The organism is Pseudomonas sp. B2021 (genome assembly GCF_018135665.1).
In the GTDB taxonomy this organism is placed as follows: Bacteria; Pseudomonadota; Gammaproteobacteria; order Pseudomonadales; family Pseudomonadaceae; genus Aquipseudomonas; species Aquipseudomonas lactis.
In genome coordinates, this window is sequence record NZ_SMOF01000001.1 from 3,237,032 (window position 1) to 3,256,373 (window position 19,342).

At 59.2% G+C, this 19,342-nt stretch carries 19 protein-coding genes and 1 pseudogene; 7 read left to right on the top strand and 13 right to left on the bottom strand.

The genetic code is table 11. From position 1 onward, the window contains the following. Nucleotides 1-10 precede the first annotated feature (10 nt). Both E1K68_RS14450 and E1K68_RS14455 read left to right on the top strand, forming a co-directional pair. Entirely contained in the window at nt 11-592 is a 582-nt protein-coding gene (locus E1K68_RS14450) for a TetR/AcrR family transcriptional regulator (RefSeq protein WP_212614298.1), read from the top strand. A gap of 207 nt (nt 593-799) precedes the next feature. Next, complete coding sequence (locus E1K68_RS14455; RefSeq protein WP_212614299.1) at nt 800-1,366, top strand: helix-turn-helix domain-containing protein; 567 nt, start codon at nt 800-802, stop codon at nt 1,364-1,366. A 98-nt stretch (nt 1,367-1,464) separates the two neighbouring features. Here E1K68_RS14455 and E1K68_RS14460 read toward each other — a convergent pair whose 3' ends face one another. Genes E1K68_RS14460 through E1K68_RS14470 form a run of 3 tightly spaced genes read right to left on the bottom strand, consistent with a single transcriptional unit; the run spans nt 1,465 to nt 7,188 of the window. Continuing rightward, entirely contained in the window at nt 1,465-2,874 is a 1,410-nt protein-coding gene (locus tag E1K68_RS14460) for an efflux transporter outer membrane subunit (protein WP_212614300.1), read from the bottom strand. A 3-nt stretch (nt 2,875-2,877) separates the two neighbouring features. After that, nucleotides 2,878-6,009, bottom strand: a complete 3,132-nt coding sequence (locus E1K68_RS14465) for an efflux RND transporter permease subunit (protein WP_054918955.1) — start codon at nt 6,007-6,009, stop codon at nt 2,878-2,880. A 27-nt stretch (nt 6,010-6,036) separates the two neighbouring features. Then, nucleotides 6,037-7,188 carry a MexC family multidrug efflux RND transporter periplasmic adaptor subunit gene (locus E1K68_RS14470; RefSeq protein WP_212614301.1) on the bottom strand — a complete coding sequence of 384 codons (1,152 nt, stop codon included), beginning with the start codon at nt 7,186-7,188 and terminating at the stop codon, nt 6,037-6,039. A 119-nt stretch (nt 7,189-7,307) separates the two neighbouring features. On the opposite strand from E1K68_RS14470, the gene E1K68_RS14475 reads away from it, so the two are divergent. From E1K68_RS14475 to E1K68_RS14485, 3 genes are all read left to right on the top strand, one after another. Continuing rightward, the gene (locus E1K68_RS14475) at nt 7,308-7,919 is read left to right on the top strand and encodes a helix-turn-helix domain-containing protein (protein ID WP_212614302.1); all 612 of its coding nucleotides are present in this window, start codon (nt 7,308-7,310) and stop codon (nt 7,917-7,919) included. Nucleotides 7,920-8,222: 303 nt separating this feature from the next. Beyond that, entirely contained in the window at nt 8,223-9,221 is a 999-nt protein-coding gene (locus E1K68_RS14480) for an AraC family transcriptional regulator (RefSeq protein ID WP_244858811.1), read from the top strand. A 3-nt stretch (nt 9,222-9,224) separates the two neighbouring features. Continuing rightward, on the top strand, nt 9,225-10,277 hold the full coding sequence (locus E1K68_RS14485; RefSeq protein ID WP_212614304.1) for an AraC family transcriptional regulator: 1,053 nt from the start codon (nt 9,225-9,227) through the stop codon (nt 10,275-10,277). Here the strand turns inward: E1K68_RS14485 and E1K68_RS14490 are convergent. From E1K68_RS14490 to E1K68_RS14500, 3 genes are read right to left on the bottom strand one after another with little or no spacing between them, the layout of a single operon-like run. Continuing rightward, nucleotides 10,268-10,423 (bottom strand): DUF1810 family protein, encoded by a 156-nt coding sequence (locus E1K68_RS14490; protein ID WP_309298518.1) that lies wholly within the window; start codon nt 10,421-10,423, stop codon nt 10,268-10,270. The genes E1K68_RS14485 and E1K68_RS14490 overlap by 10 nt on opposite strands. Nucleotides 10,424-10,435: 12 nt before the next feature. Beyond that, a complete protein-coding gene (locus E1K68_RS14495) occupies nt 10,436-11,743 on the bottom strand; it encodes a HAMP domain-containing sensor histidine kinase (protein ID WP_212614305.1) in 1,308 nt (435 codons plus the stop codon). Then, on the bottom strand, nt 11,740-12,480 hold the full coding sequence (locus E1K68_RS14500) for a response regulator (protein ID WP_014718447.1): 741 nt from the start codon (nt 12,478-12,480) through the stop codon (nt 11,740-11,742). Before E1K68_RS14500 ends, E1K68_RS14495 begins: the two co-directional genes overlap by 4 nt. Nucleotides 12,481-12,784: 304 nt before the next feature. Here E1K68_RS14500 and E1K68_RS14505 point away from each other — a divergent pair, with 304 nt between their 5' ends. Together E1K68_RS14505 and E1K68_RS14510 are read left to right on the top strand one after the other, a co-directional pair. Continuing rightward, nucleotides 12,785-13,045 (top strand): DUF2790 domain-containing protein, encoded by a 261-nt coding sequence (locus E1K68_RS14505; protein ID WP_034135643.1) that lies wholly within the window; start codon nt 12,785-12,787, stop codon nt 13,043-13,045. Between the two features lie 30 nt (nt 13,046-13,075). Then, complete coding sequence (locus tag E1K68_RS14510; RefSeq protein WP_212614306.1) at nt 13,076-14,287, top strand: cytochrome c biogenesis protein DipZ; 1,212 nt, start codon at nt 13,076-13,078, stop codon at nt 14,285-14,287. 99 nt (nt 14,288-14,386) lie between these two features. On the opposite strand, the gene E1K68_RS14515 is transcribed toward E1K68_RS14510, so the two are convergent. From E1K68_RS14515 to E1K68_RS14540, 7 genes and pseudogenes are all read right to left on the bottom strand, one after another. Beyond that, entirely contained in the window at nt 14,387-14,554 is a 168-nt protein-coding gene (locus E1K68_RS14515; RefSeq protein WP_346344353.1) for an aldehyde dehydrogenase family protein, read from the bottom strand. A gap of 83 nt (nt 14,555-14,637) precedes the next feature. Continuing rightward, nucleotides 14,638-14,715, bottom strand: a pseudogene (locus tag E1K68_RS27840) (creatininase family protein); the annotation flags it as partial. 12 nt (nt 14,716-14,727) lie between these two features. Further along, on the bottom strand, nt 14,728-15,504 hold the full coding sequence (locus tag E1K68_RS14520) for an alpha/beta hydrolase (protein ID WP_212614307.1): 777 nt from the start codon (nt 15,502-15,504) through the stop codon (nt 14,728-14,730). A 25-nt stretch (nt 15,505-15,529) separates the two neighbouring features. Then, nucleotides 15,530-16,024, bottom strand: coding sequence for a cytochrome P460 family protein (locus E1K68_RS14525; protein WP_120248040.1), 495 nt, complete (start codon nt 16,022-16,024; stop codon nt 15,530-15,532). 24 nt (nt 16,025-16,048) lie between these two features. Beyond that, nucleotides 16,049-17,122, bottom strand: coding sequence for an alpha/beta hydrolase (locus E1K68_RS14530; protein WP_212614308.1), 1,074 nt, complete (start codon nt 17,120-17,122; stop codon nt 16,049-16,051). Between the two features lie 62 nt (nt 17,123-17,184). Further along, the gene (locus E1K68_RS14535) at nt 17,185-18,552 is read right to left on the bottom strand and encodes an epoxide hydrolase family protein (protein ID WP_212614309.1); all 1,368 of its coding nucleotides are present in this window, start codon (nt 18,550-18,552) and stop codon (nt 17,185-17,187) included. A gap of 258 nt (nt 18,553-18,810) precedes the next feature. After that, complete coding sequence (locus tag E1K68_RS14540) at nt 18,811-19,311, bottom strand: Lrp/AsnC family transcriptional regulator (protein WP_034135636.1); 501 nt, start codon at nt 19,309-19,311, stop codon at nt 18,811-18,813. Nucleotides 19,312-19,342 lie beyond the last annotated feature (31 nt).

The following is a 19,342-nucleotide window of genomic DNA, read 5'->3' on the forward strand; positions in this document are numbered from 1 at the left end:
TTGCTGAACCATGGCCAGAATGGGCGCTGAATTACGCCGGCAGGATTTCGTCGAAGCAACGATCAGAGTGATCGCCGAGCACGGCGTAGCCAATGCCACGACCCGCCGTATTGCGGCGCAAGCCGGCTGTCCGTTGGCTTCGTTGCATTACGTGTTCCATACCAAGAACGACCTGTTTTATGCCGTCTACGAATCGCTGTTCAGCCTCCCACCGCAAACGCTGGAACAGGTACCGGCCGGGGCCACTGCTGCGGCGACGGCAGCCGAAGTTCTGCGGCAATTGATCACCTGGTTCATCGATCACCCGGATGCGGCCAGGGCGCAGACCGAGTTGTTCTTCTGGGCAATGCGCAATGACCCGCAAATGGCCAGCAAGATTTACTCGGTGGCCATTGAAGCCACCGAGCAGGCGCTGCAGCGTGCCATGGGAACGGAGTTGAGCGAAGCGTTTTTAAAGGCGACCAGCCGCTTGCTGATCCAACTGGTAGACGGGCTGACCATTGCCTGGTCGGCCCACGGTGATCTGGATCGATTACGAGCCGAAACCGAGACTGCTTGCACTGCGCTGGCCTTGTTGGTGGCCAGTCACTGAGTCGATCCTTGCCCAGGCGCCGCATGGGGATCAGATCGCGCCAGGCTTTTTACAGTTCATGACATTCGAACGGTGCGCAACGCCGATTCCGTGATGAACAAAAACTGTCTCAGATGAAGTCATTTACTCTATTTCGGTGGTTTTCGTTGCAGTAATGAGCTTTTCCTGCACAATTCGGCGGATTGAAATTCGATTCGAGACCGACTGATGACCCTGACTCCTCAAGACGAACGACTCATCAAGGCGCTGGCCTTGGCCATCGTTGATCGCCCTCGGGCGACACTCAAGGAACTGGCTGAAGCGGCTGGCGTCAGCAAGGCTACGCTGCATCGCTTTTGCGGCACCCGTGACAACCTGGTGCAGATGATGGAAAGCCACGGTGAGACGGTGCTGAACCAGATCACCACCACCACCGACCTGTTGCACGGCGAGCCGGTACAGGCGTTGCGCAGTTTGATCAACGAGCATCTCGCGCATCGGGAAATGCTGGTTTTCCTGCTCTTTCAGTACCGCCCCGACACGTTTGCGGTCAATGGTGAGGGCGACCGCTGGCAGACTTATGCTGACGCTCTGGATGCTTTTTTTCTGCGTGGCCAGCAACTGGGCGCGTTTCGCATCGATGTCACCGCCGCGGTTTTCACGGAGCTGTTCCTGACCATGATTTTCGGCATGGTTGATGCCGAGCGCCGTGGGCGCGCGGCCAGTGCCAACTCGGCCAATGTGCTGGAACAGATGTTCCTGCATGGCGCGGCCGGCGCAGCGAGTACGTTGTAAGCCTTACTCGGTTTTCCTGGAAAAAAAAGCCCCGAGACCTTTCGGTCTACGGGGCAAAGGCGGTTGGATGCGCCAACCAAAGGAGCTCTTGTCAGGCGTTATCTAACGGTTGTCGGCGTGGACCAACCTCCGCCCAGCGAACGGAACAGATCGACCAGAGCAATCTGGCGTTGCGTGCTGACCTCGATAAACGTTGTTTCATTGACGAAACTGGTGCGCTGCGCATCGAGATAACGCAGGTGGCTGTCGATACCGCCTTCATATCGGGCCTTGGCCAGACTCAGGGTTTCAGTGCTGGTATTGGCCAGTGCGCGGCGCGCGGCCTCCTCCCGGCGCAAGGTGTCGGTGGCAGCCAATGCATCGGCGACCTCGCGGAACGCCGTCTGAATCGTGCCTTCGTAGGCCGCCACAGCTGAATCCTTGCGGGCTTCGGCCAGACTCAGCCCGGCACTGTTGCGACCAGCATCGAACAACGGCAGCGAAAGGTTCGGTACGAAACTCCAGGAGCGCGAACCGCCGTCGAACAGACCGGACATCTGCGCGCTGGAAGTACCAAAGCTGCCGGTCAGGCTGATACGCGGAAAGAACGCCGCCCGTGCCGCGCCGATATCGGCATTGCGCGCTTGCAGTCGATGCTCGGCCGCAAGAATGTCCGGCCGGCGCTCGATCAGCGTCGACGAGGTGTCCGCAGCGATGTCTTGCACCAGCATCGGCTGCGTCGTCAGCCGCTCGGGAATCACCTTGCCCGCGTCCTTTGTGCCCAGCAGCAAAACCAGCGCGTTGAACGCCTGCTGCTTCTCACGCAGATTGCGTTCCTGTTCGGCCCGCGCCTGTTCCACCAGCCCCAGAGCTTCCTGATAATCCAGCGCTGTCGCCGTGCCGCTGGAGCGGCGCTGACTGATCAGCGCGAACGAGTATTCGCGGCTGCTCAGGGTTTGTTGGGTCAACTCCAGCCGACGCTGGGCGCCGTCGTGAACCAGATAGGCCTGGCTGACTTCAGCGATCAGCGCGATCTGCGCGGCGCGGGCTGCTTCTTCGGTGGCCAGGTATTCCTGCAGCGCAGAGTCACTGAGGCTCTTTACCCGGCCAAACAGATCCAGCTCGTATTCGGGCAGCGACAGACCGACCTGATACTGGCTGGCCACCCCTGCCCGGCCGTCACTGGCTAGGTCCGACGGCAAGCGCTGGCGATTGCCGGACGCGCTTGCATTCAGCCCCGGAACCCGATCGGCCCGCTGAATGCGGTACTGCGCCCGGGCCTGCTCGATGTCCAAAAGGGTCTGGCGTAACGAGCGATTGTTATCCAGCGCAACACCCACCAGACGGCGCAGGTCGGGATCGACGATGAACGACTGCCACGCCAACTGGTTGATCGGAGCGCCCTGTTTCAACGACTCGCCCGCCCAGTTGTCCGCAATCGGTGCGACGGGCCGCTCATAGGTCGGCGCCAACGAGCAACCGGCCAACAACATGGCGATCACCAGCGTAGAAAATCCTGAAATACGCATGTGTCACTCCTGAGCCAAAGCGGGTTGTTCAATGGGAGCCGGTTTACTGCGCAACATCGACAGCACCCACACAAAACAGATCGGTACAAACAACACACCCAGCAGTGTCGCGCTGAGCATGCCGCCGATCACCCCGGTACCGATTGCCCGCTGACTTGCAGCCCCTGCCCCGGTCGCCAGTGCTAGCGGCACCACACCGAGAATGAAGGCCATGGAGGTCATCACGATTGGCCGGAAGCGCAGCCGTGCAGCCTCGATCGCGGCGTCGCGCAGGCTGTAACCTTTTTCCCAGAGTTCCTTGGCGAACTCGACGATCAGAATCGCGTTCTTCGCCGCCAGACCTATGATGGTGATCAAACCGACCTTGAAGTACACATCGTTAGGCATGCCAGCGACCATCACCGCGAGTACCGCACCGATGGCGCCGATCGGCACAATCAGCATCACGGTCAACGGAATCGCCCAGCTCTCGTACAGCGCCACCAGCAGCAGGAACACCACCAGAATGGCCAGCGCAAACAGTTGCGTGGCCTGACCGCTGGAGACCTTCTCCTGGTAGGACAAACCGGTCCACTCGTAGCTGAAACCGGCCGGCAACTGCGCGGCGATACGCTCCATTTCTGCCATGGCTTCACCGGTGCTGTAGCCCGGCCCGGCATCACCGACGATGCGCACCGACGGATAACCGTTGTAGCGCACTACCTGCACCGGACCTTCCTCCCAATGCGTGGTGACGAAAGCACTGAGCGGCACCAGATCGCCCGCGCTGTTGTGTACGTACAGTTTGAGCACGCTTTCCGGAGTCATCCGGTCGCCCTGCTCGGCCTGCACCACCACGCGCTGCTGGCGGCCGGCATTGGTGAAGTCGTTGATTACCTCCGAACCGAAAGCGGCAGACAACGCACTGCTGATTGATTCAAAACTCACCCCCAGGGTGCGCGCCTTGTCACGGTCGATCACTACGCGCAATTGCGGCGACTCCGCCAGACCTTCCATCATCGCGTAGAGAATTTTCGGGTTGCCGTTGGCCTGACCAAGCACCTGATCACGAGCAGCGAGCAACGCTTCCCGACCCAGGCCGGCACGATCCTGCAGGCGTAGGGCGAAACCACCGGAATTGCCCAGACCGTCAATCGGCGGCGGTGGCACGGCCATCACCGCACCGTCGTTGGCCACGGCAAATTGCTCGTTCAGCGCATTGACTTCTGCCATGGCCGATTGATCTTCGCCACGTTCCGACCAGTCCTTGAACACCGGGAATGCCAGCGCTGCGTTATCGCCCATCCCGGAGAAGCTGAAGCCGGACACCAGGAACGTCGACTGAACCGCGTCACGGGTAGCCAGGTAACGCTCCAGTTGTTCGCCAGTCGATTCGGTACGGGTACGGGTCGCGCCCGGCGGCAGCTGGACGTCGACGATCATGTAGCCCTGGTCCTCCACCGGCACAAACGATTCCGGCAGGCGCAGGTAGAAGTAACCGAGCATGGCGATAATGCCCAGGTACACCAACATCATCCGGCCGGAACGCGCCACCAGCCCGTTGTTCAGGACTGAATAGCGATCGGTGAGCTTGGCAAAGCCACGGTTGAAGGCGCCGAAGAAGCCGCGCTTTTCATGGTGCCCTTGTGGAATCGGCTTGAGCAGCGTGGCGCATAGCGCCGGGGTGAACGTCAGCGCGAGGAACCCGGAGAACAGAATCGACACCGCCAGCGATACCGAGAACTGCTGGTAGATCACACCGACCGAGCCGGACATGAATGCCAGCGGCATGAACACCGCCGACAGCACCAGGGTGATACCGATGATCGCGCCCGATACCTGCCCCATCGCTTTCACCGTGGCGTCGACCGGCGACAAGCCCTCCTCGGCCATGATCCGTTCGACGTTCTCCACCACGACAATGGCGTCGTCCACCAGAATGCCGATGGCGAGCACCATGCCGAACATGGTCATCATGTTCACCGAGAAGCCCAGCACGTACATCATCAGCAGCGTGCCCAGCAGACACACCGGTACCACGATCGACGGAATCAAGGTGTAGCGGATGTTCTGGAGGAACAGGAACATCACTAGGAATACCAGGACCATCGCTTCGATCAGGGTATGAATCACCTTCTCGATCGCTACATCAACGAAACGCGAGGTGTCGTAAGGAACGGAATATTCCACATCATCCGGGAAGTAGGCCGACAGTTCGGCCAGGCGCTGCTTGACCGCAGTTGCAGTCTGGATCGCGTTGGCGCCCGGCGACAACTGGATCGCCGCTGCCACGGCGGGTCTGCCATTCAGGCGCGAGTTGAAGTTGTAACTCTCCTGACCGATTTCCACGCGGGCGACGTCGCCCAGTTTGACCGTCGAACCGTCCTCGTTGGCACGCAGGACAATACGAGAGAATTCTTCCGGATTATCCAGAGTACCTTTCACCGCCAGGGTGGCGGTCAGTTCCTGCTGACTGCTGGTCGGCGTACTGCCGAAGCTGCCAGCCGGCACTTGCACGTTCTGGCCACGGATGGCCGCGCTGACGTCGTCGATGGATAGCCCGTAGCCCACCAGTTTCTGCGGGTCGAGCCAGACGCGCATCGCCGCTTCAGAGGAGAAGAACTGCAGCTTGCCGACGCCCGGAACCCGGCGTAGCTCGTTGTTGATATTGCGCGCGGCGTAGTCGCCCAGTGCGGTGGTGTCACTGTGCTGGGTGCCTTCCTTATAGTTCAGCGCATAGATCAGCAGGAAACCAGCACTGGTCTGCTCCACCTCCAGACCTTGGGTCAGCACGGCTTGCGGCATCCGCGCTTCGGCTTTTTTCAGGCGGTTTTGCACGTCAACCTGAGCGAGCTGCGGATCAGTGCCCGGCTGGAACGTCACCGCAATCTCGGCGATACCGTTGGAGTTGTTGGTCGACTCGAAATACAGCAGGTTCTTCGCACCGTTGAGCGACTCTTCGATCACGCTGGTGACCGAGTCCACCAGCACCTTCGCAGAGGCACCGGGATAGGTCGCCGTCACCTTGATCTGCGGCGGCGCGACGTTGGGGTACTGCGCTACCGGTAGCATCGGAATGACCAGCAGACCGGCCAGAGAAATGAACAGCGCTACCACCCAGGCGAAGTTCGGGCGTTTGATAAAAAACAGAGACATCGGAATATCCTCGCGGCGACGGCGCCCTTACTGGTGCGACTCAGGCGACTGAGCTTGGGCTTGGGCGGGTACGACCTTGGCACCTGGTTGCAGGCCGCTCAGTCCGCTGACAATCACCTGATCGCCAGCCTTCAGGCCTTCACTGATCTGCCAGCGCGAACCCTGCATGGAACCGGTGACCACATTGCGCGCTTCGGCGCGGCCGTCGGCGCCGACCACCATGACCTGCGCGCCGCCATCGCTGCCGCGCTGCACCGAGCGCTGGGGCACGAGAATGGCCTGTTTGTCGGTGCCTTGAGGCGTGCGCACGCGCACGAACATGCCCGGCAGCAACACGCCGTCGCTGTTGGCGAACTTGCCGCGTAATGACACCTGTCCTGTGCCGCGATCAACGGCGATATCGGTAAACATCAGTGCGCCCTGACGCTCAAAAGCGGTGCCGTCGACACGAATCGACAACGTCTTGCTGTCATCAGCGGAGAGTTTTCCGTCCTTAAGCGATTCGCGCAGGCGCAGCGCGTCGGCGGCCGACTGAGTGAAATCAACATAGACCGGATCAAGCTGTTGAATCCGCGCCATCAACGTCGCGTCACCCTGACCGACCAACGCACCTTCGGTTACCAGTGCACGGCCGACACGACCGGAAATCGGTGCAGTCACCGAAGCATAACCAAGGTTCAAGCGCGCGCTTTGCAGATCGGCCTGAGCCGAGCGCGTGGCCGCCTGGGCGCTGCGCAGGTCGGCCATGGCACTGTCGAAGTCTTGCTGGCTGACCGCCTCGACCTTCACCAACGGTTCATAGCGCTTGACCCGCGCCTGTGCCTCAAGTGCGACGGCCTGGGTGCGGGCCAATTCACCCTCTGCTCGCGACAAGGCCGCCTTTAGCGGCGCCGGGTCGATCTGGAACAGCAGGTCCCCGGCTTTGACATCCGCGCCCTCTTCAAAACGCTTTTGCATCACGATGCCTGGCACGCGCGCGCGCACCTCGGCGACTCGCATGGGCTCTACCCTGCCCGGCAAATCCGAAGTCAGAGCTAGAGGCTCCGTCTTTACTGCCAGCACCTCTACAGGGCGCACCACTTCGGCCACGTCCGCTTGCTCATTCGACGGCCCACACCCGGCCAGCGCAATGGCCGCTGCCAGCGAGCCTGCCATCCCTATCGCACGCAAATTTCCCATCTCTCACCCAAGGCTTGATTGAACTTGGTGCGGATGCTACTTTGCAAACTCTAATGAGTCAACATTGTCTCATATGAGAATATTGTGATCCCTGTATAAACATCGCTAAAGGCGTGGTGATGACACCCAATTCCCATGATGAACAAATGCTCAAGTCGCTGACTATGGCGGTTGTCAATCGCCCCCGGGCGACAATGAAAGAGCTGGCGCAACTGGCGGGCATGAGCAAAGCGACCCTGCACCGCTACTGTGGGACACGGGAAAATCTAGGGCAGAGACTGGAGGAGTACGCCGAAAGTACGCTCAATCTGATTATCCGCAGCGCCGGTTTGCAGCATCTGCAGCCCTTGGACGCGCTGCGTCGATTGATCCGCGAGCACTTGGCTCATCGCGAATTGCTTGCCTTTCTTATGGCGCAATACCGCCCAGACTTCCTCGACTTCGAACGGGGTGACACACGCTGGCAGTTTTACCTGGCGGCGCTAGACGAGTTCTTCCTCAGAGGTCAGCAAAGAGGACTGTTTCGCATCGACATTAGCGCAGCGATTTTTACCGAGCTGTTCATCACCCTGGTCTACGGCTTGGTGGATGCCGAACAGCGCGGGCGTGCAGCCAACGCCGAGTCGGCCCGAACGCTGGAGCAAATGTTCCTGCACGGAGCACTCGCTAGTGGCGAGTTTCGCGAGCACGCCACTGTGCAGGAGAACGCTTCAGTCCTCAGAAATGCGTGAAGGCATCGCTGATGCTGGCAACCGGCGGGTGATTGGCATGATGAACAACATTGTGGTCAGCGGGCCGTGGCTGAACATACAGCGCACCCGAAATCAGTGCGATCACCAGCAAAGCGAACAGAAACCGACGCATCGTATACCTCCATCGTCCAGCCTTGGGCCGAACGCAGGTCTTTTGTTATTGGTCGTTCGAGTGTGGTCTCGGGACAAGGGTGAAAGCTTTGCATATCGCGCCAGAGATTTTGCATATCGTGCCAATACTTCTCAGGCCAAAGGCTGTATTTCATTCGCGAGGCTCAGATGATGTCCACAGTGCGTGGTGTTGCTTTGCTTGGTTTCAAGGCGTTTGCTACCAGTCAGGGGATTGATCCGATTTCGGCGCTGGCGGAGGTAGACCTGCCCGAAGAGCCGCTGAACGCTCAAATATCTGGCGCGCAATTCAATGCGTTGGTCCAGTTATGTGCGTTACGGTCGAGCAATCCCTTGTTCGGCTTACAGTTAGGCTTGCACCAAGGCACACAAAGTCTAGGCACTCTGCTGTACGCCATGCGTAACGCGGCCAATGTGGGCGAGTCGCTGAATCTGCTGACACGCTATTTCCATATACACAGTGACGGCGCACTAGTGCGCCTTGAACGCCGAGGCGGCAGTGCCCTTCTTGTGTACGAAGTCATTGACGGTACATTGGCCTCAGTACGTCAGACAGTGGAGCTGGCGATGGGAGTTGCCGCATGCTTGCTCCGCGAACTGCTGGGGCACGCCTGGAAACCGAGAGTTCTGATGTTGCGCCACAGTGCTCCGGCCAATCGCATTGCCTATCGCACACTGCTGGGCGTCACTCCGCGCTTTGACAGCGCCGTCAATGCCTGGGTTTTCGATGAGTCGTTACTGGCCAGACCTCTCGGAGCTACAGACGTCAGGTGTCAACTATTAGCCCAGCAACAAATCGACGAGTTAGCGCGTGTAACACTGCAAGAACTACCGTCTTATGTGCAAAAAAGGCTACGCAATGAGCTTGCCAATGGTCCGGTCACGCTTCGCGACATGGCCAAGTACATGATGATCAGCCCGCGCACCTTGCAACGCTATCTTCGGGCACAAAACACGCGATTTCAGGAGCTGCTGGACGAAACGCGCCAGACGATGGCCGCACGCTACCTCTGCGACTCATCGATCAGCCTGACACAGGTGGCAGGTATGTTGGGTTATGCCGACCTGAGCACCTTTTCCCGGGCTTTCACGCGCTGGAATGGCGTCAGCCCGCAGAAGTGGAAACAGCGCATGCAACAAACTCTTGGGTAAAACATGGCGTCCAATCCATTCATTCGTGCAATCAGTCTGACAGGGTTCGATCAATTTGCCCGGCGGCAGGGTTTGGACCCGAGCCGTATACTGCGACAGGCCTCTGTGCCTGCGATGTCGCTGCAGCACCCGGAAGATATCCTCTCATTCCAACAATATTGCAGCTTGTTGCAAATGTGCCGGCAGCGTTCGAACAACGCATTGTTCGGCCTGGAGTTCGGGCTCCACCAAGGTGTCGACGTCTTCGGTGATATGTTTTTCCTGATCCACAATGCTCGAACCATCGGCGATGCATTGCTCGAGCTGCGCGCGAATTTTGGGCGGTACAACGGCGCGGCACAGGTTGATTTGGAGGTTGTGGAAGGCGTCGCGTTGCTGAGTTATCGAACCGATGAGATGTCGATTGTCGGATTGCCTCAAGCAGAAGAACTGGCCTGTGGTGTCGGTTTAAAACTGATGCTCACGTTGGCCGGGGATCAATGGCAACCTGAGGCGGTAATGCTCCGTCATCTGCCTCTTGCAGATGAGTTGGGCTATCGCCAGGCACTGGGTATCACGCCAACATTCTCAGCAGCGCACACTGGTCTGCTATTTGACGCATGCGTGCTGGCGCAACCACTGGATCGCGCCAGCGAAGCATTACATCAGATTCTCGCTAGACATCTATCAGGTATAGAGCGCTTGTCGACAGACGTGATGCCTGGCTACGTCAGGCAATTGCTGCGTAACTTGTTGCCCAGCGGACGTGCAACGATCGACAAGGTGGCCGATTGCATGGCAGTCAACCCAAGAACCTTGCAGCGCCACTTGGCTCAAGAAAATACGTCCTTTCAGCAGTTGCTGGATGAGACTCGCCAGCAACTGGCGCGCAATTACCTGGTGGTTCCGACAATCAGTCTTACAGACGTGGCGCATCTGCTGGGTTACGCCGATGTCAGCACTTTTTCGCGGGCGTTTCATCGCTGGTTTGGTATGTCTGCGCTTGAGTGGTGCAGGCAGTCGGGGGTGTGCAGGCAGCCTTTATTGATCACGAGCCGGATGAAAGATCAGCTTTGAGCGGAGCGACCCAGTCCCTGCAATGGATGGAAGACGAACCACATCCAATGGCTCGCCTTGCGGCCCGCGCGCAGCTCGTCCATGACCCGACTGAACACCGGGCGCAGAGCCTCGACGAAACAGGACAGATTGAACGTATCCTGCATGATTCGCGCCTCCTACGATAAGCGCGTCGGTAATCTCAGTTCAGCGCACAATCCGCCGCCTTCGCGATTTCTCAAGGTCAGGGAGCCGCCGAGGGCTTGTGCCAGTTGTTGGGCGATAGCCAGCCCCAGGCCCGTGCCGCCGGTGCTGCGGTTGCGCGAATTTTCCACGCGGTAAAATGGCTCAATCACACGGGCCAGCTCCTCTTCGGCAATGCCGGGACCACGATCCATCACGGTCACCGAGAGGCTGTCGCCCTCCTCCGGCTCGACCCGCAGCTGCGCGGCACCGGCGAATTTGAGCGCGTTATCCGTGAGGTTTACCAGCACTCGGCGTAGCGCGTGGGGCCGCGTGTGAATCACTGCGTTGCTTTTGCCGCTGAGCTGCACGTCCTTGCCCATGTCCTGGTAGTCGAACACGAGGCTGTCGAGGAATGAATCAAGATCGGTACGGCGGCTTTCCTCGGTGGCCCCATGCACGCTGCGGGCATAGGCAACGCCTTCACGCACCAGGTGTTCCATCTCGCCGAGGTCGTTCCACAATTTGTCTTTGTCGCCGCAGTCGTCCATCAATTCGGCACGCAGCTTCATGCGCGTGATCGGGGTTTGCAGGTCGTGGGAAATCGCCGCCAACAGTTGCATGCGTTCTTTCAGATAGGCCGCAATGCGCGCCTGCATGGCATTGAAGGCGATGGCAGCGTGTGCGACTTCGGTCGGGCCTTGTTCATCCAGATGCACCGGGTGAGTGTTGGGATCAAGGTTTTCCACGGCCTGGGCCAGCCGGGTCAGCGGGCGTATGGCAATGCGCACAGCCAGCCACGCGCATAGAATCATCAAGGCCAGTTGGCCCAGCAAAACCACCGGCAGCCACGGCGACAACGGCACCATCGAGGGGCGCACGTCGATGGTCACCGGGCTGCCGTCGGCCAGTTTCAGATGGACCTGGAAATGTTTGATAGGCCCGGGAATGTCTGTCACGGTCATCGGGTAATCCTTGCCGATGGCCTCCTTGATCGAGGTCACTGCAATCGGCGTGTCACGCAGAGCGACGCCTGGCGAGCCTTCGTCGAGCAAATAGCGGTAATTGCGTCGATCCAGTTGTTTCAACCAACTCATGCGTTCCTCGGCGGGCAAGCGGTCAAGGATGGCAATGGACGTCGACACATCGGTTTCCAGGTTACCTAGCATGGTGTTTTTCGCGGTTTCGTAACGCTCGTAATACTGCACGCCGAAGGACAAGGCCTGCGCCAGGGTCAGCCCTACCAGAAAGATCAACGACAGCCGCGAGATAAGGGTACGAGGCCAATGCAGCGAAGGCTTCATGCCGGTGCTCCAAGCACTTGCACCGGCAGCGAGAAGACATACCCCTCGCTGCGTACGGTTTTGATGTAAGCCGGCTCGCGGGCATCGTCAAGCAGGCGTTGGCGCAGGCGGCTGACCAGCAGATCAATGGAACGGTCGAACAGGTCGGCGTCACGGCCCTGGGTCAGGTTGAGCAACTGGTCGCGATTGAGTACCCGTTGCGGATGGTCGAGGAACACCCGCAGCAGGCGATATTCAGCGCCGCTGAGGGCGACCATGGTGCCGTCTTCATCAAGCAGATGGCGGGCGGAGGTGTCCAGGCGCCAGCGCCCGAACCCCAGCCACCTTCCGGTTTCGGTAACGACCAGGTTGGGCGGCAGCATGCGCGTACGGCGCAGCACAGCGTTGATGCGCGCCAGCAATTCACGGGCGGCGAACGGCTTGACCAGGTAATCGTCAGCGCCCATTTCCAAGCCGATGATGCGGTCGGTTTCGTCGTTGCGGGCGGTCAGCATCAGCACCGGCGTGGCCTTGTGTTTGCCGGCGCGAATGTCGCGGCAGAGCACCAGGCCATCGTCGCCGGGCATCATGATGTCAAGCACGATCAGGTCTACCGGCGTGGCCTCGAGAAACGAGCGCATCTGGCGGCCATCGGCAACCACGGTCGTGCGCAGGCCGTTCTTCTTCAGGTAGTTGCCTACCATCTCTCGAATCTCACGGTCATCGTCCACGATGAGGATGTGATCAACGTGTTCCATGGGCCAAGCCTCTGTCAATGGGAATTGCGGCTCAGTCTATAGAGGCTGAGTCCGTTCGCCCGCGGCGGTTTGTATTGCAGTGTATCTGCTCTGGCAAAGGATACATGCAGAGGCAAAAACAACAATTTCCTAGGTTTTGTATGGCTGTGTATCGGGGCGGGGTCCTGATACGAACCGATTTATCTGCGCCTGTTTTTGACACAGGCGAGATACCTCGCGGGCTTCTAATGAGCCACATCGAGGCCAACCCAAGCGCCTCGGCTCAACTGAACGACCCAACCCTTGAAGCCTTGAGGAAACGACCATGAACACCAATACCCTCTATGCCACTTGCCTGTTTGCCGCCCTGAATATCTGCACCTTCTCGGCCCGCGCCGAAGCCGACGTCACGCCGCAGATTTACACCTACGGCACGCACTTGGACATCCAGAAAGTGGTGGCATTGACACAGGATGCCGGGGCGGCCTGCGGCATTGTCGATGCCCAACTGACCTACCTGAACTCGCAGGGCAAGACCGAGATCCTGAACTACCGCAAATTTGCCGAGTGCCACAGCGATAACTGAGCCCGGCCCACATTTCATCAGGAGACCCTTATGTTCCTCATCGCATTCCTGGGCGGCTTATTGACCGTCCTCAGCCCTTGTATCCTGCCGGTCGTGCCATTTCTGTTCGCGGGTATCGACCGCACACGCTCATCGATCCTGCTTACCCTTGGTGGCATGGTCCTGACCTTCGCGCTGATTTCCAGCCTGGCCGTGGTCAGCAGTGAATGGGTGATTCAGGCCAACAACACCGGGCGTCATGTGGCACTGGTGGTGATGGCGCTGTTTGCCTTGTCGCTGATCTCGGCGCGAATCAGTGGCTGGCTGGCCAGCCCGTTCGTGTTACTGGGCAATCGCCTTGACCCCAAGACGCGCAAAATGTCCGGGCCGCTGGGTTCGCTGATGATCGGCGTCGCCACGGGCCTGCTCTGGGCGCCGTGCGCCGGGCCTATCCTCGGGGTGATCCTTACCGGCGCCATGCTGCAAGGCGCCAATGCGCAAACCAGCCTGCTGCTGGTGGCCTACGGCCTGGGCAGTGCACTGTCGTTGGGTACCCTGATTTTCGCCGGACGCGGTTTAGTCAATCGCCTGAAGGCCTCGATTCCGGTCACAGGTTGGCTGCGGCGCGCCACCGGTTTTGCGGTCTTGGCCGCAGCGCTGACGATTTCTACCGGTGCCGACAAGACGCTGTTGGCCGGGGCGTCGTCCGAAGGCGTCAGCGTGCTGGAAAAAGGCGTGATGCAAAGCGTCCCCAAAGTCGTCGAGTACCTGGTAAGCAAGGCCAAGGCCGAACCCACCCTCGACAACGCCCAAGGCCCGATGCCGTCGCTGTCCGGCGCGGTGGAATGGCTCAATTCGCCCGCACTGACCAGTGAATCGCTCAGAGGTAAAGTGGTGCTCGTCGATTTCTGGACTTACGACTGCATCAATTGCCAGCACACCCTGCCGTACGTGAAGGACTGGGCGCAGAGGTACGAGAAGGATGGCTTGGTGGTAATCGGCGTCCACACCCCGGAATACGGTTTTGAACGCATCATCAGCAATGTCAGGGATCAGGTGAAAAAGCTCGGCATCACTTACCCGGTAGCCATCGATAACAACTACGCGATCTGGCGCAACTTCGATAACCAGTACTGGCCCGCGCACTACCTGATCGACGCCAAAGGGCAAGTGCGTTTCACCCACTTCGGAGAAGGTCGCTACGAGACGCAGGAAAAGATGATTCAGCAACTGCTGCAGGAGGCGAAAGCTCCAGCCGCGTAACCCTTGAAAATCCATGGCCCACAGGCAACGCGCTGTGGGCCATTAGCTTTTTCTGCTGTGGCCTGGGTTGCGCGACCACACTCTCCCACCCACCCCAGGCTAATCGGACACGATGCTTTTGGCCTCAAGAAATGCTTGCAGCCCAAAGACTCCAAACTCCCGGCCGACACCGGACTGCTTTACCCCGCCGAACGGCGCCAGCAGCTCTGGCGAAATTCTGTTGATCAACACCGAGCCGACCTGCAGCTGGGTCGCCAGGTTGGGCACGGTCCGGTTGCCCGCGATAAGCACAACGCCCGGTATGCCCAGGCGTTGGCCGCGTCGAATACCCCCCTCTCCCGCGTTTCAGCGTTGCACAACTTCAAAACGAAACCCGCCGTGCGACGTGCAAAACTCGCCTCGGCGTAGAGTGCTGGAAACGCCGCTTCGCCTTTGGCGTGTCATTTCGCCGTAGCGGCTTTTTCGATGAGGCGGGCAACCGGTTCCGGGTTCGAAACCATCACCACATGGGAAGCGCCCTTGACCACTTCCACGGCTTTGGCAGCGGCGCGCTTGGCCATGAATGCCATGGCTTGCGGGGGAATGTTCTTGTCCTTGTCGCCGTAGATGTACCAGGACGGAATATGCTTCCAGGCAGGGCTGCCGGACGCTTCGTTGAGCGCCGCTTCCGTTACCGGGCGTTGGGTGGCGGCCATCAATGCCGCCTCTTTCGCGGGGACGTCAGCGGCGAACTGGTTGTGAAACTTGTCCTGCTGGATGTACAAGTCCTTGCCCCCATCGGCCAGCGGTACAGGCGCAGCCAGCGTTGGGCCCAGCGTGCTGCCCGGGAATTTGCCGGCCAGCCCGGCGACGGTTTCCCCGGCCTCAGGTGCAAACGCACTGACGTAAACCAGGGCTTTGACGTTTGCATGATCGTTGGCCGCATCACTGATAACGTTGCCGCCATAGGAATGGCCGACCAACACCACCGGCGAATGAATGCTCGTCAGCAATGCCGAGATTGCCGAACCATCGCTCTTTACACCGCGCAATGGGTTGGCAGCGGCAACCACCGGGTAACCGTCCTTCTCGAGAATCGTCACCACGCCATTCCAACTCGACGCATCGGCAAAGGCGCCATGTACGAGCACAATCGTGGGTTTTTCAGTTTGCGACCAGGCGTGTGTCGCCATGCTCAGGCTGACGGCGACGGCCAGTGCGGTTAATACTTTTTTCATTGTTAACTCCGGGTTTGACGGGAAATCAGGGAGCGAAGCGCGTGAAGACAAAGTCGTGATTGCGCACACGCGCCTGGTGACAGGCGAAGCAGGTTGCGTGTTGGGCTTCATCGGCCGGTTTACCGTTGATAAACCGCCCGAATCCCCAACCACCGGTTGCTGCATATTTTTTCGAGTCCTTGACCATCACCTGCACGGTCGTGGCCGGCCCCGGGATGGACGCCGGCTCGAATTCCGGGGACTGCACATGTTTCCAGGCCAGCTTTACCAGCACCGTGCCGTCGGGGAATGGCAGCGTTGAATCCTGATAAGCCTTGATGGCCAAGTCATTGCCCAGCACGGCTCGCAGTTCGTTCAGGGGGGCCGCTTCCTGCGCAGGCGCAATCAGCGGCCATAGGCGGTAGTTTTCCGGCAATTTCACGCCATAGATCGGTGAGGCGTCGCCCGAGGCGACACCGGTAGCGGTCAACGCTGCGATTGCAATGGCAGCCGACATCGCGGCCAGAAATTTCAGCTTCATCATCGCCCTCCTCTCAGCCGGTTTTCAAAGATGATCGGCGTCGATCACCGCCTGGGCGAAGGCTTTCGGCGCTTCCTGCGGCAAGTTGTGGCCTACACCACCGGTGATCAATCGGTACTCATACTTGCCAGTGAAGCGCTTGGCGTACGCTTCGGCAGGTGGGTGCGGTGCGCCGTTCGCATCACCTTCCAGGGTGATGGTGGGCACGCTGATGGATGGAAATGCCGCGAGTTTCTTCTCCAGCGCGTCGTATCTGGCCTCGCCCTTGACCAACCCCAGGCGCCAGCGATAGTTGAAAATCGACACCGCCACGTGATCAGGGTTTTGCAAGGACGCCGCGCTGCGCTCATAAGTGGCGTCGTCGAAATTCCACTGTGGCGACGCCAGCTTCCAGATGAGCTTGGCGAAGTCATGGGTGTTTTTCTCGTAGCCCAGGCGACCACGCTCGGTCGCGAAGTAGAACTGGTACCACCACTGCAGTTCGGCGGCTGGCGGCAATGGCACCTTGCCCGCCTCTTGGCTGCCTATCAGGTAACCGCTCACAGCGACCAGGGCTTTCACTCTTTCCGGCCACAGTGCGGCAACGATATCTGCAGTACGGGCGCCCCAGTCAAACCCACCCAGCACCGCCGTCTTGATCTTCAGCGCGTCCATGAAGTCGATCAGGTCGGTCGCCAGCGCAGCAGGCTGACCATTGCGAACTGTCTTGACCGAGAGAAAATGCGTATCGCCATAACCACGCGCGGAAGGGATCAACACTCGATATCCCTTGTCCGCCAAAGCAGGAGCGACATCAGCGTATGCGTTGATATCGTAGGGCCAGCCGTGCAACAAAACGACCACAGGGCCATCGGCTGGGCCGAGTTCCGCGTAAGAAACGTCCAGCAGCCCCGCTTTCACATGCTTAAGAGCACCGAGAAAGGTGTGAGCTCCCGGGGTGATAGCCCCAATGGTGGACGCGGGCACATCAGCCGCGCTGGCTTGGGAAAAACCGACAGCCACCGCCGCGAATTGCAGCACCGCTGCTGCCAACAGCGATGGGGCAAGACCCCGCAGGCGGCTGGATTTATTTTGATTGTTCAGCAAGGTCATCTCCATGGTGTTTCTCCGTAGCGAGCCGCCGAATAGCGGCCCGGTGTGTTGGCTGGATTGCGTGTGAGCTACTGGGCTGTCTTCGTTGCGCTCAGCTTGGCGCGCAGCGGCCGGAAGGCCTCCCGCAACTCTTCGCTGAACAATTGAGGTTGCTCCCAGGAAGCGAAGTGGCCGCCCTTGTTGACCTGGTTGTAGTAGGAAAGTGATGGGTAAGCGCGTTGCGCCCAGCTTTTTGGCGCCTGATAGATCTCGTGCGGGAAGACCGTGATCGCCACCGGCACCTTGATGCTTGCGGTGTTCTGCGCGGCAGCGCTGAAATTGTTGTTGTTGTTTTCCCAGTAGAAACGCGATGACGATGCGCCTGCGTCCGTCAGCCAGTACAGGCTGATATCGTCCAGCATCTCGTCACGGGTCAATACCCGTTCAGGCTGGCCATCACTGTCCGTCCACGCGGCGATTTTTTCGTACATCCACGCCGCAGTTCCGGTAGGCGAATCGGCCAGCAGGTAACCGATAGTCTGCGGGCGCGTCACCATCATCGCGCCGTATGCTGCATTGCGGCCGAAGAAGGTGCTCAAGGAATCAAACGCCTTGCGTTCAGGCTCAGTCAGCCCGTCAGGGGCCGGGTCACCACTATTGATCGGCTTGACCAATTCGGGCGGGATGGTGGCCGGCATGTTCAAGTGAATGCCCAACAGCCCCGGCGGATTCAGGCGGCCCAATGCATCCGATATGACCGAACCGTGATCTCCGCCCTGGGAAACATAGTGGGTATAACCCAGACGCTTGATGAGCACATCCCAAGCCTTCGCGACTCGATCCGGCCCCCAACCCAATTCAGTCGGCTTACCGGAAAAACCGTGTCCCGGAATCGATGGAATGATCACGTCGAACGAATCTTCAACCCTACCGCCGTAAGCAACGGGATCCGTCAGCGGGCCGATCGTCTTCAGGAACTCAAACTGTGAGCCAGGCCATCCGTGTGTCAGAAGCAGCGGCATCGCGTTGGGGTTTGGCGAGCGAACATGGATGAATTGAATATCGACGCCGTCGATAGTCGTGATGAATTCAGGCAGCGCATTGAGCTTCGCTTCAGCCTTGCGCCAGTCATAGCCGCTGCCCCAATACTTCACCAGCGCCTGGACCTGGGCCAACTGCACGCCTTGGGACACGTCATGGACGGTTTCTTTGTCCGGCCAGCGGGTCGCCGCAATGCGCTTTTTCAGATCGGTCAATTGCGCTTCATCGACGTGAATTCGATAAGGTCTAATCGATTCGGGACTGGTCGAGGCCGAGCTGGCAACTGACGCATCGGCGGCCGGGCCAGCAGCCCCGGCCGCACCGCTGCCGGCTATCAGGGCCAACCCCAAAGCGCCCATTCTCACGGAAGAAGCCAGACAATGGCGCCAGGTGAAACCGAACGTAGCTACAGGCATTTTGAATTTCCTATAAGTCATTGGTCGACAACGTCGCGAAACGCGCAGAGATAGCCGCGAGTTAAATGAGTCATCCATTGGAGAAGGTTTGCGCCTTCTCGATGGGTTCATTTAAAGCCCCGCTGGTATCCCGTATGTGTCATCAACCGACTTAAAGGAATCGCTGTGTATCTATCCAAAGCGCAGATACAAAACGATACAAATGCGCCAATCGCTGCTAAAGACAGGGTTCCACGTCGTGATCTAACCCCTGCCCATTCACGCCTTGATCGATTTGGGTATCGCGATACGGCTACTGGTCTTAATTTCGCGTAAAGCCAGACTGGACTGGATGGACGCAATACCCACCTGGCGCCTGAGCACCTGCTCGATAAAGTCACTGTAGCTATCAAGATCCTCTGCCAACACTTGCAGCACGTAATCGGCATCCCCAGTGATCTTGTGACAGGCCAACACTTCAGGCAGTTGAGCAATCACTGCCTCAAAAGCATCGGGAGCGTGGTCGGCGTGGGTGGAAAAACGGATGTGCACGAACGCCATGATATCCAGCCCCAGCATTCGTCGATCAAGGTTCGCCTGGTAGCCTTTAATCACACCCGCCTCCTCCATTCTCTTACGCCGCCTCCAACAAGGTGTCAGGCTTAATGACAAGCGCTCACTGAGCTCAGAGTTGGAAATACCCGCATCCTCCTGCAGCAACGCGAGAATCGCCAGGTCGGTGTCGTCGAGACTGATGCGTTTGGATGTTTTTTTCTGCATTACGTCATTCCTGAGTAAAAATGCCCGAATA

Bases quoted from the DNA above. Each gene is read 5' to 3' on its own strand.
- E1K68_RS14495 (WP_212614305.1), bottom strand. From the start codon at position 11,743: ATGAAGCCTTCGCTGCATTGGCCTCGTACCCTTATCTCGCGGCTGTCG.
- E1K68_RS14450 (WP_212614298.1), top strand. From the start codon at position 11: ATGGCCAGAATGGGCGCTGAATTACGCCGGCAGGATTTCGTCGAAGCA.
- E1K68_RS14510 (WP_212614306.1), top strand. From the start codon at position 13,076: ATGTTCCTCATCGCATTCCTGGGCGGCTTATTGACCGTCCTCAGCCCT.
- E1K68_RS14535 (WP_212614309.1), bottom strand. From the start codon at position 18,552: ATGCCTGTAGCTACGTTCGGTTTCACCTGGCGCCATTGTCTGGCTTCT.
- E1K68_RS14505 (WP_034135643.1), top strand. From the start codon at position 12,785: ATGAACACCAATACCCTCTATGCCACTTGCCTGTTTGCCGCCCTGAAT.
- E1K68_RS14490 (WP_309298518.1), bottom strand. From the start codon at position 10,423: ATGCAGGATACGTTCAATCTGTCCTGTTTCGTCGAGGCTCTGCGCCCG.
- E1K68_RS14475 (WP_212614302.1), top strand. From the start codon at position 7,308: ATGACACCCAATTCCCATGATGAACAAATGCTCAAGTCGCTGACTATG.
- E1K68_RS14455 (WP_212614299.1), top strand. From the start codon at position 800: ATGACCCTGACTCCTCAAGACGAACGACTCATCAAGGCGCTGGCCTTG.
- E1K68_RS14520 (WP_212614307.1), bottom strand. From the start codon at position 15,504: ATGAAAAAAGTATTAACCGCACTGGCCGTCGCCGTCAGCCTGAGCATG.
- E1K68_RS14530 (WP_212614308.1), bottom strand. From the start codon at position 17,122: ATGGAGATGACCTTGCTGAACAATCAAAATAAATCCAGCCGCCTGCGG.
- E1K68_RS14460 (WP_212614300.1), bottom strand. From the start codon at position 2,874: ATGCGTATTTCAGGATTTTCTACGCTGGTGATCGCCATGTTGTTGGCC.
- E1K68_RS14465 (WP_054918955.1), bottom strand. From the start codon at position 6,009: ATGTCTCTGTTTTTTATCAAACGCCCGAACTTCGCCTGGGTGGTAGCG.
- E1K68_RS14540 (WP_034135636.1), bottom strand. From the start codon at position 19,311: ATGCAGAAAAAAACATCCAAACGCATCAGTCTCGACGACACCGACCTG.
- E1K68_RS14485 (WP_212614304.1), top strand. From the start codon at position 9,225: ATGGCGTCCAATCCATTCATTCGTGCAATCAGTCTGACAGGGTTCGAT.
- E1K68_RS14480 (WP_244858811.1), top strand. From the start codon at position 8,223: ATGTCCACAGTGCGTGGTGTTGCTTTGCTTGGTTTCAAGGCGTTTGCT.
- E1K68_RS14525 (WP_120248040.1), bottom strand. From the start codon at position 16,024: ATGAAGCTGAAATTTCTGGCCGCGATGTCGGCTGCCATTGCAATCGCA.
- E1K68_RS14500 (WP_014718447.1), bottom strand. From the start codon at position 12,480: ATGGAACACGTTGATCACATCCTCATCGTGGACGATGACCGTGAGATT.
- E1K68_RS14470 (WP_212614301.1), bottom strand. From the start codon at position 7,188: ATGGGAAATTTGCGTGCGATAGGGATGGCAGGCTCGCTGGCAGCGGCC.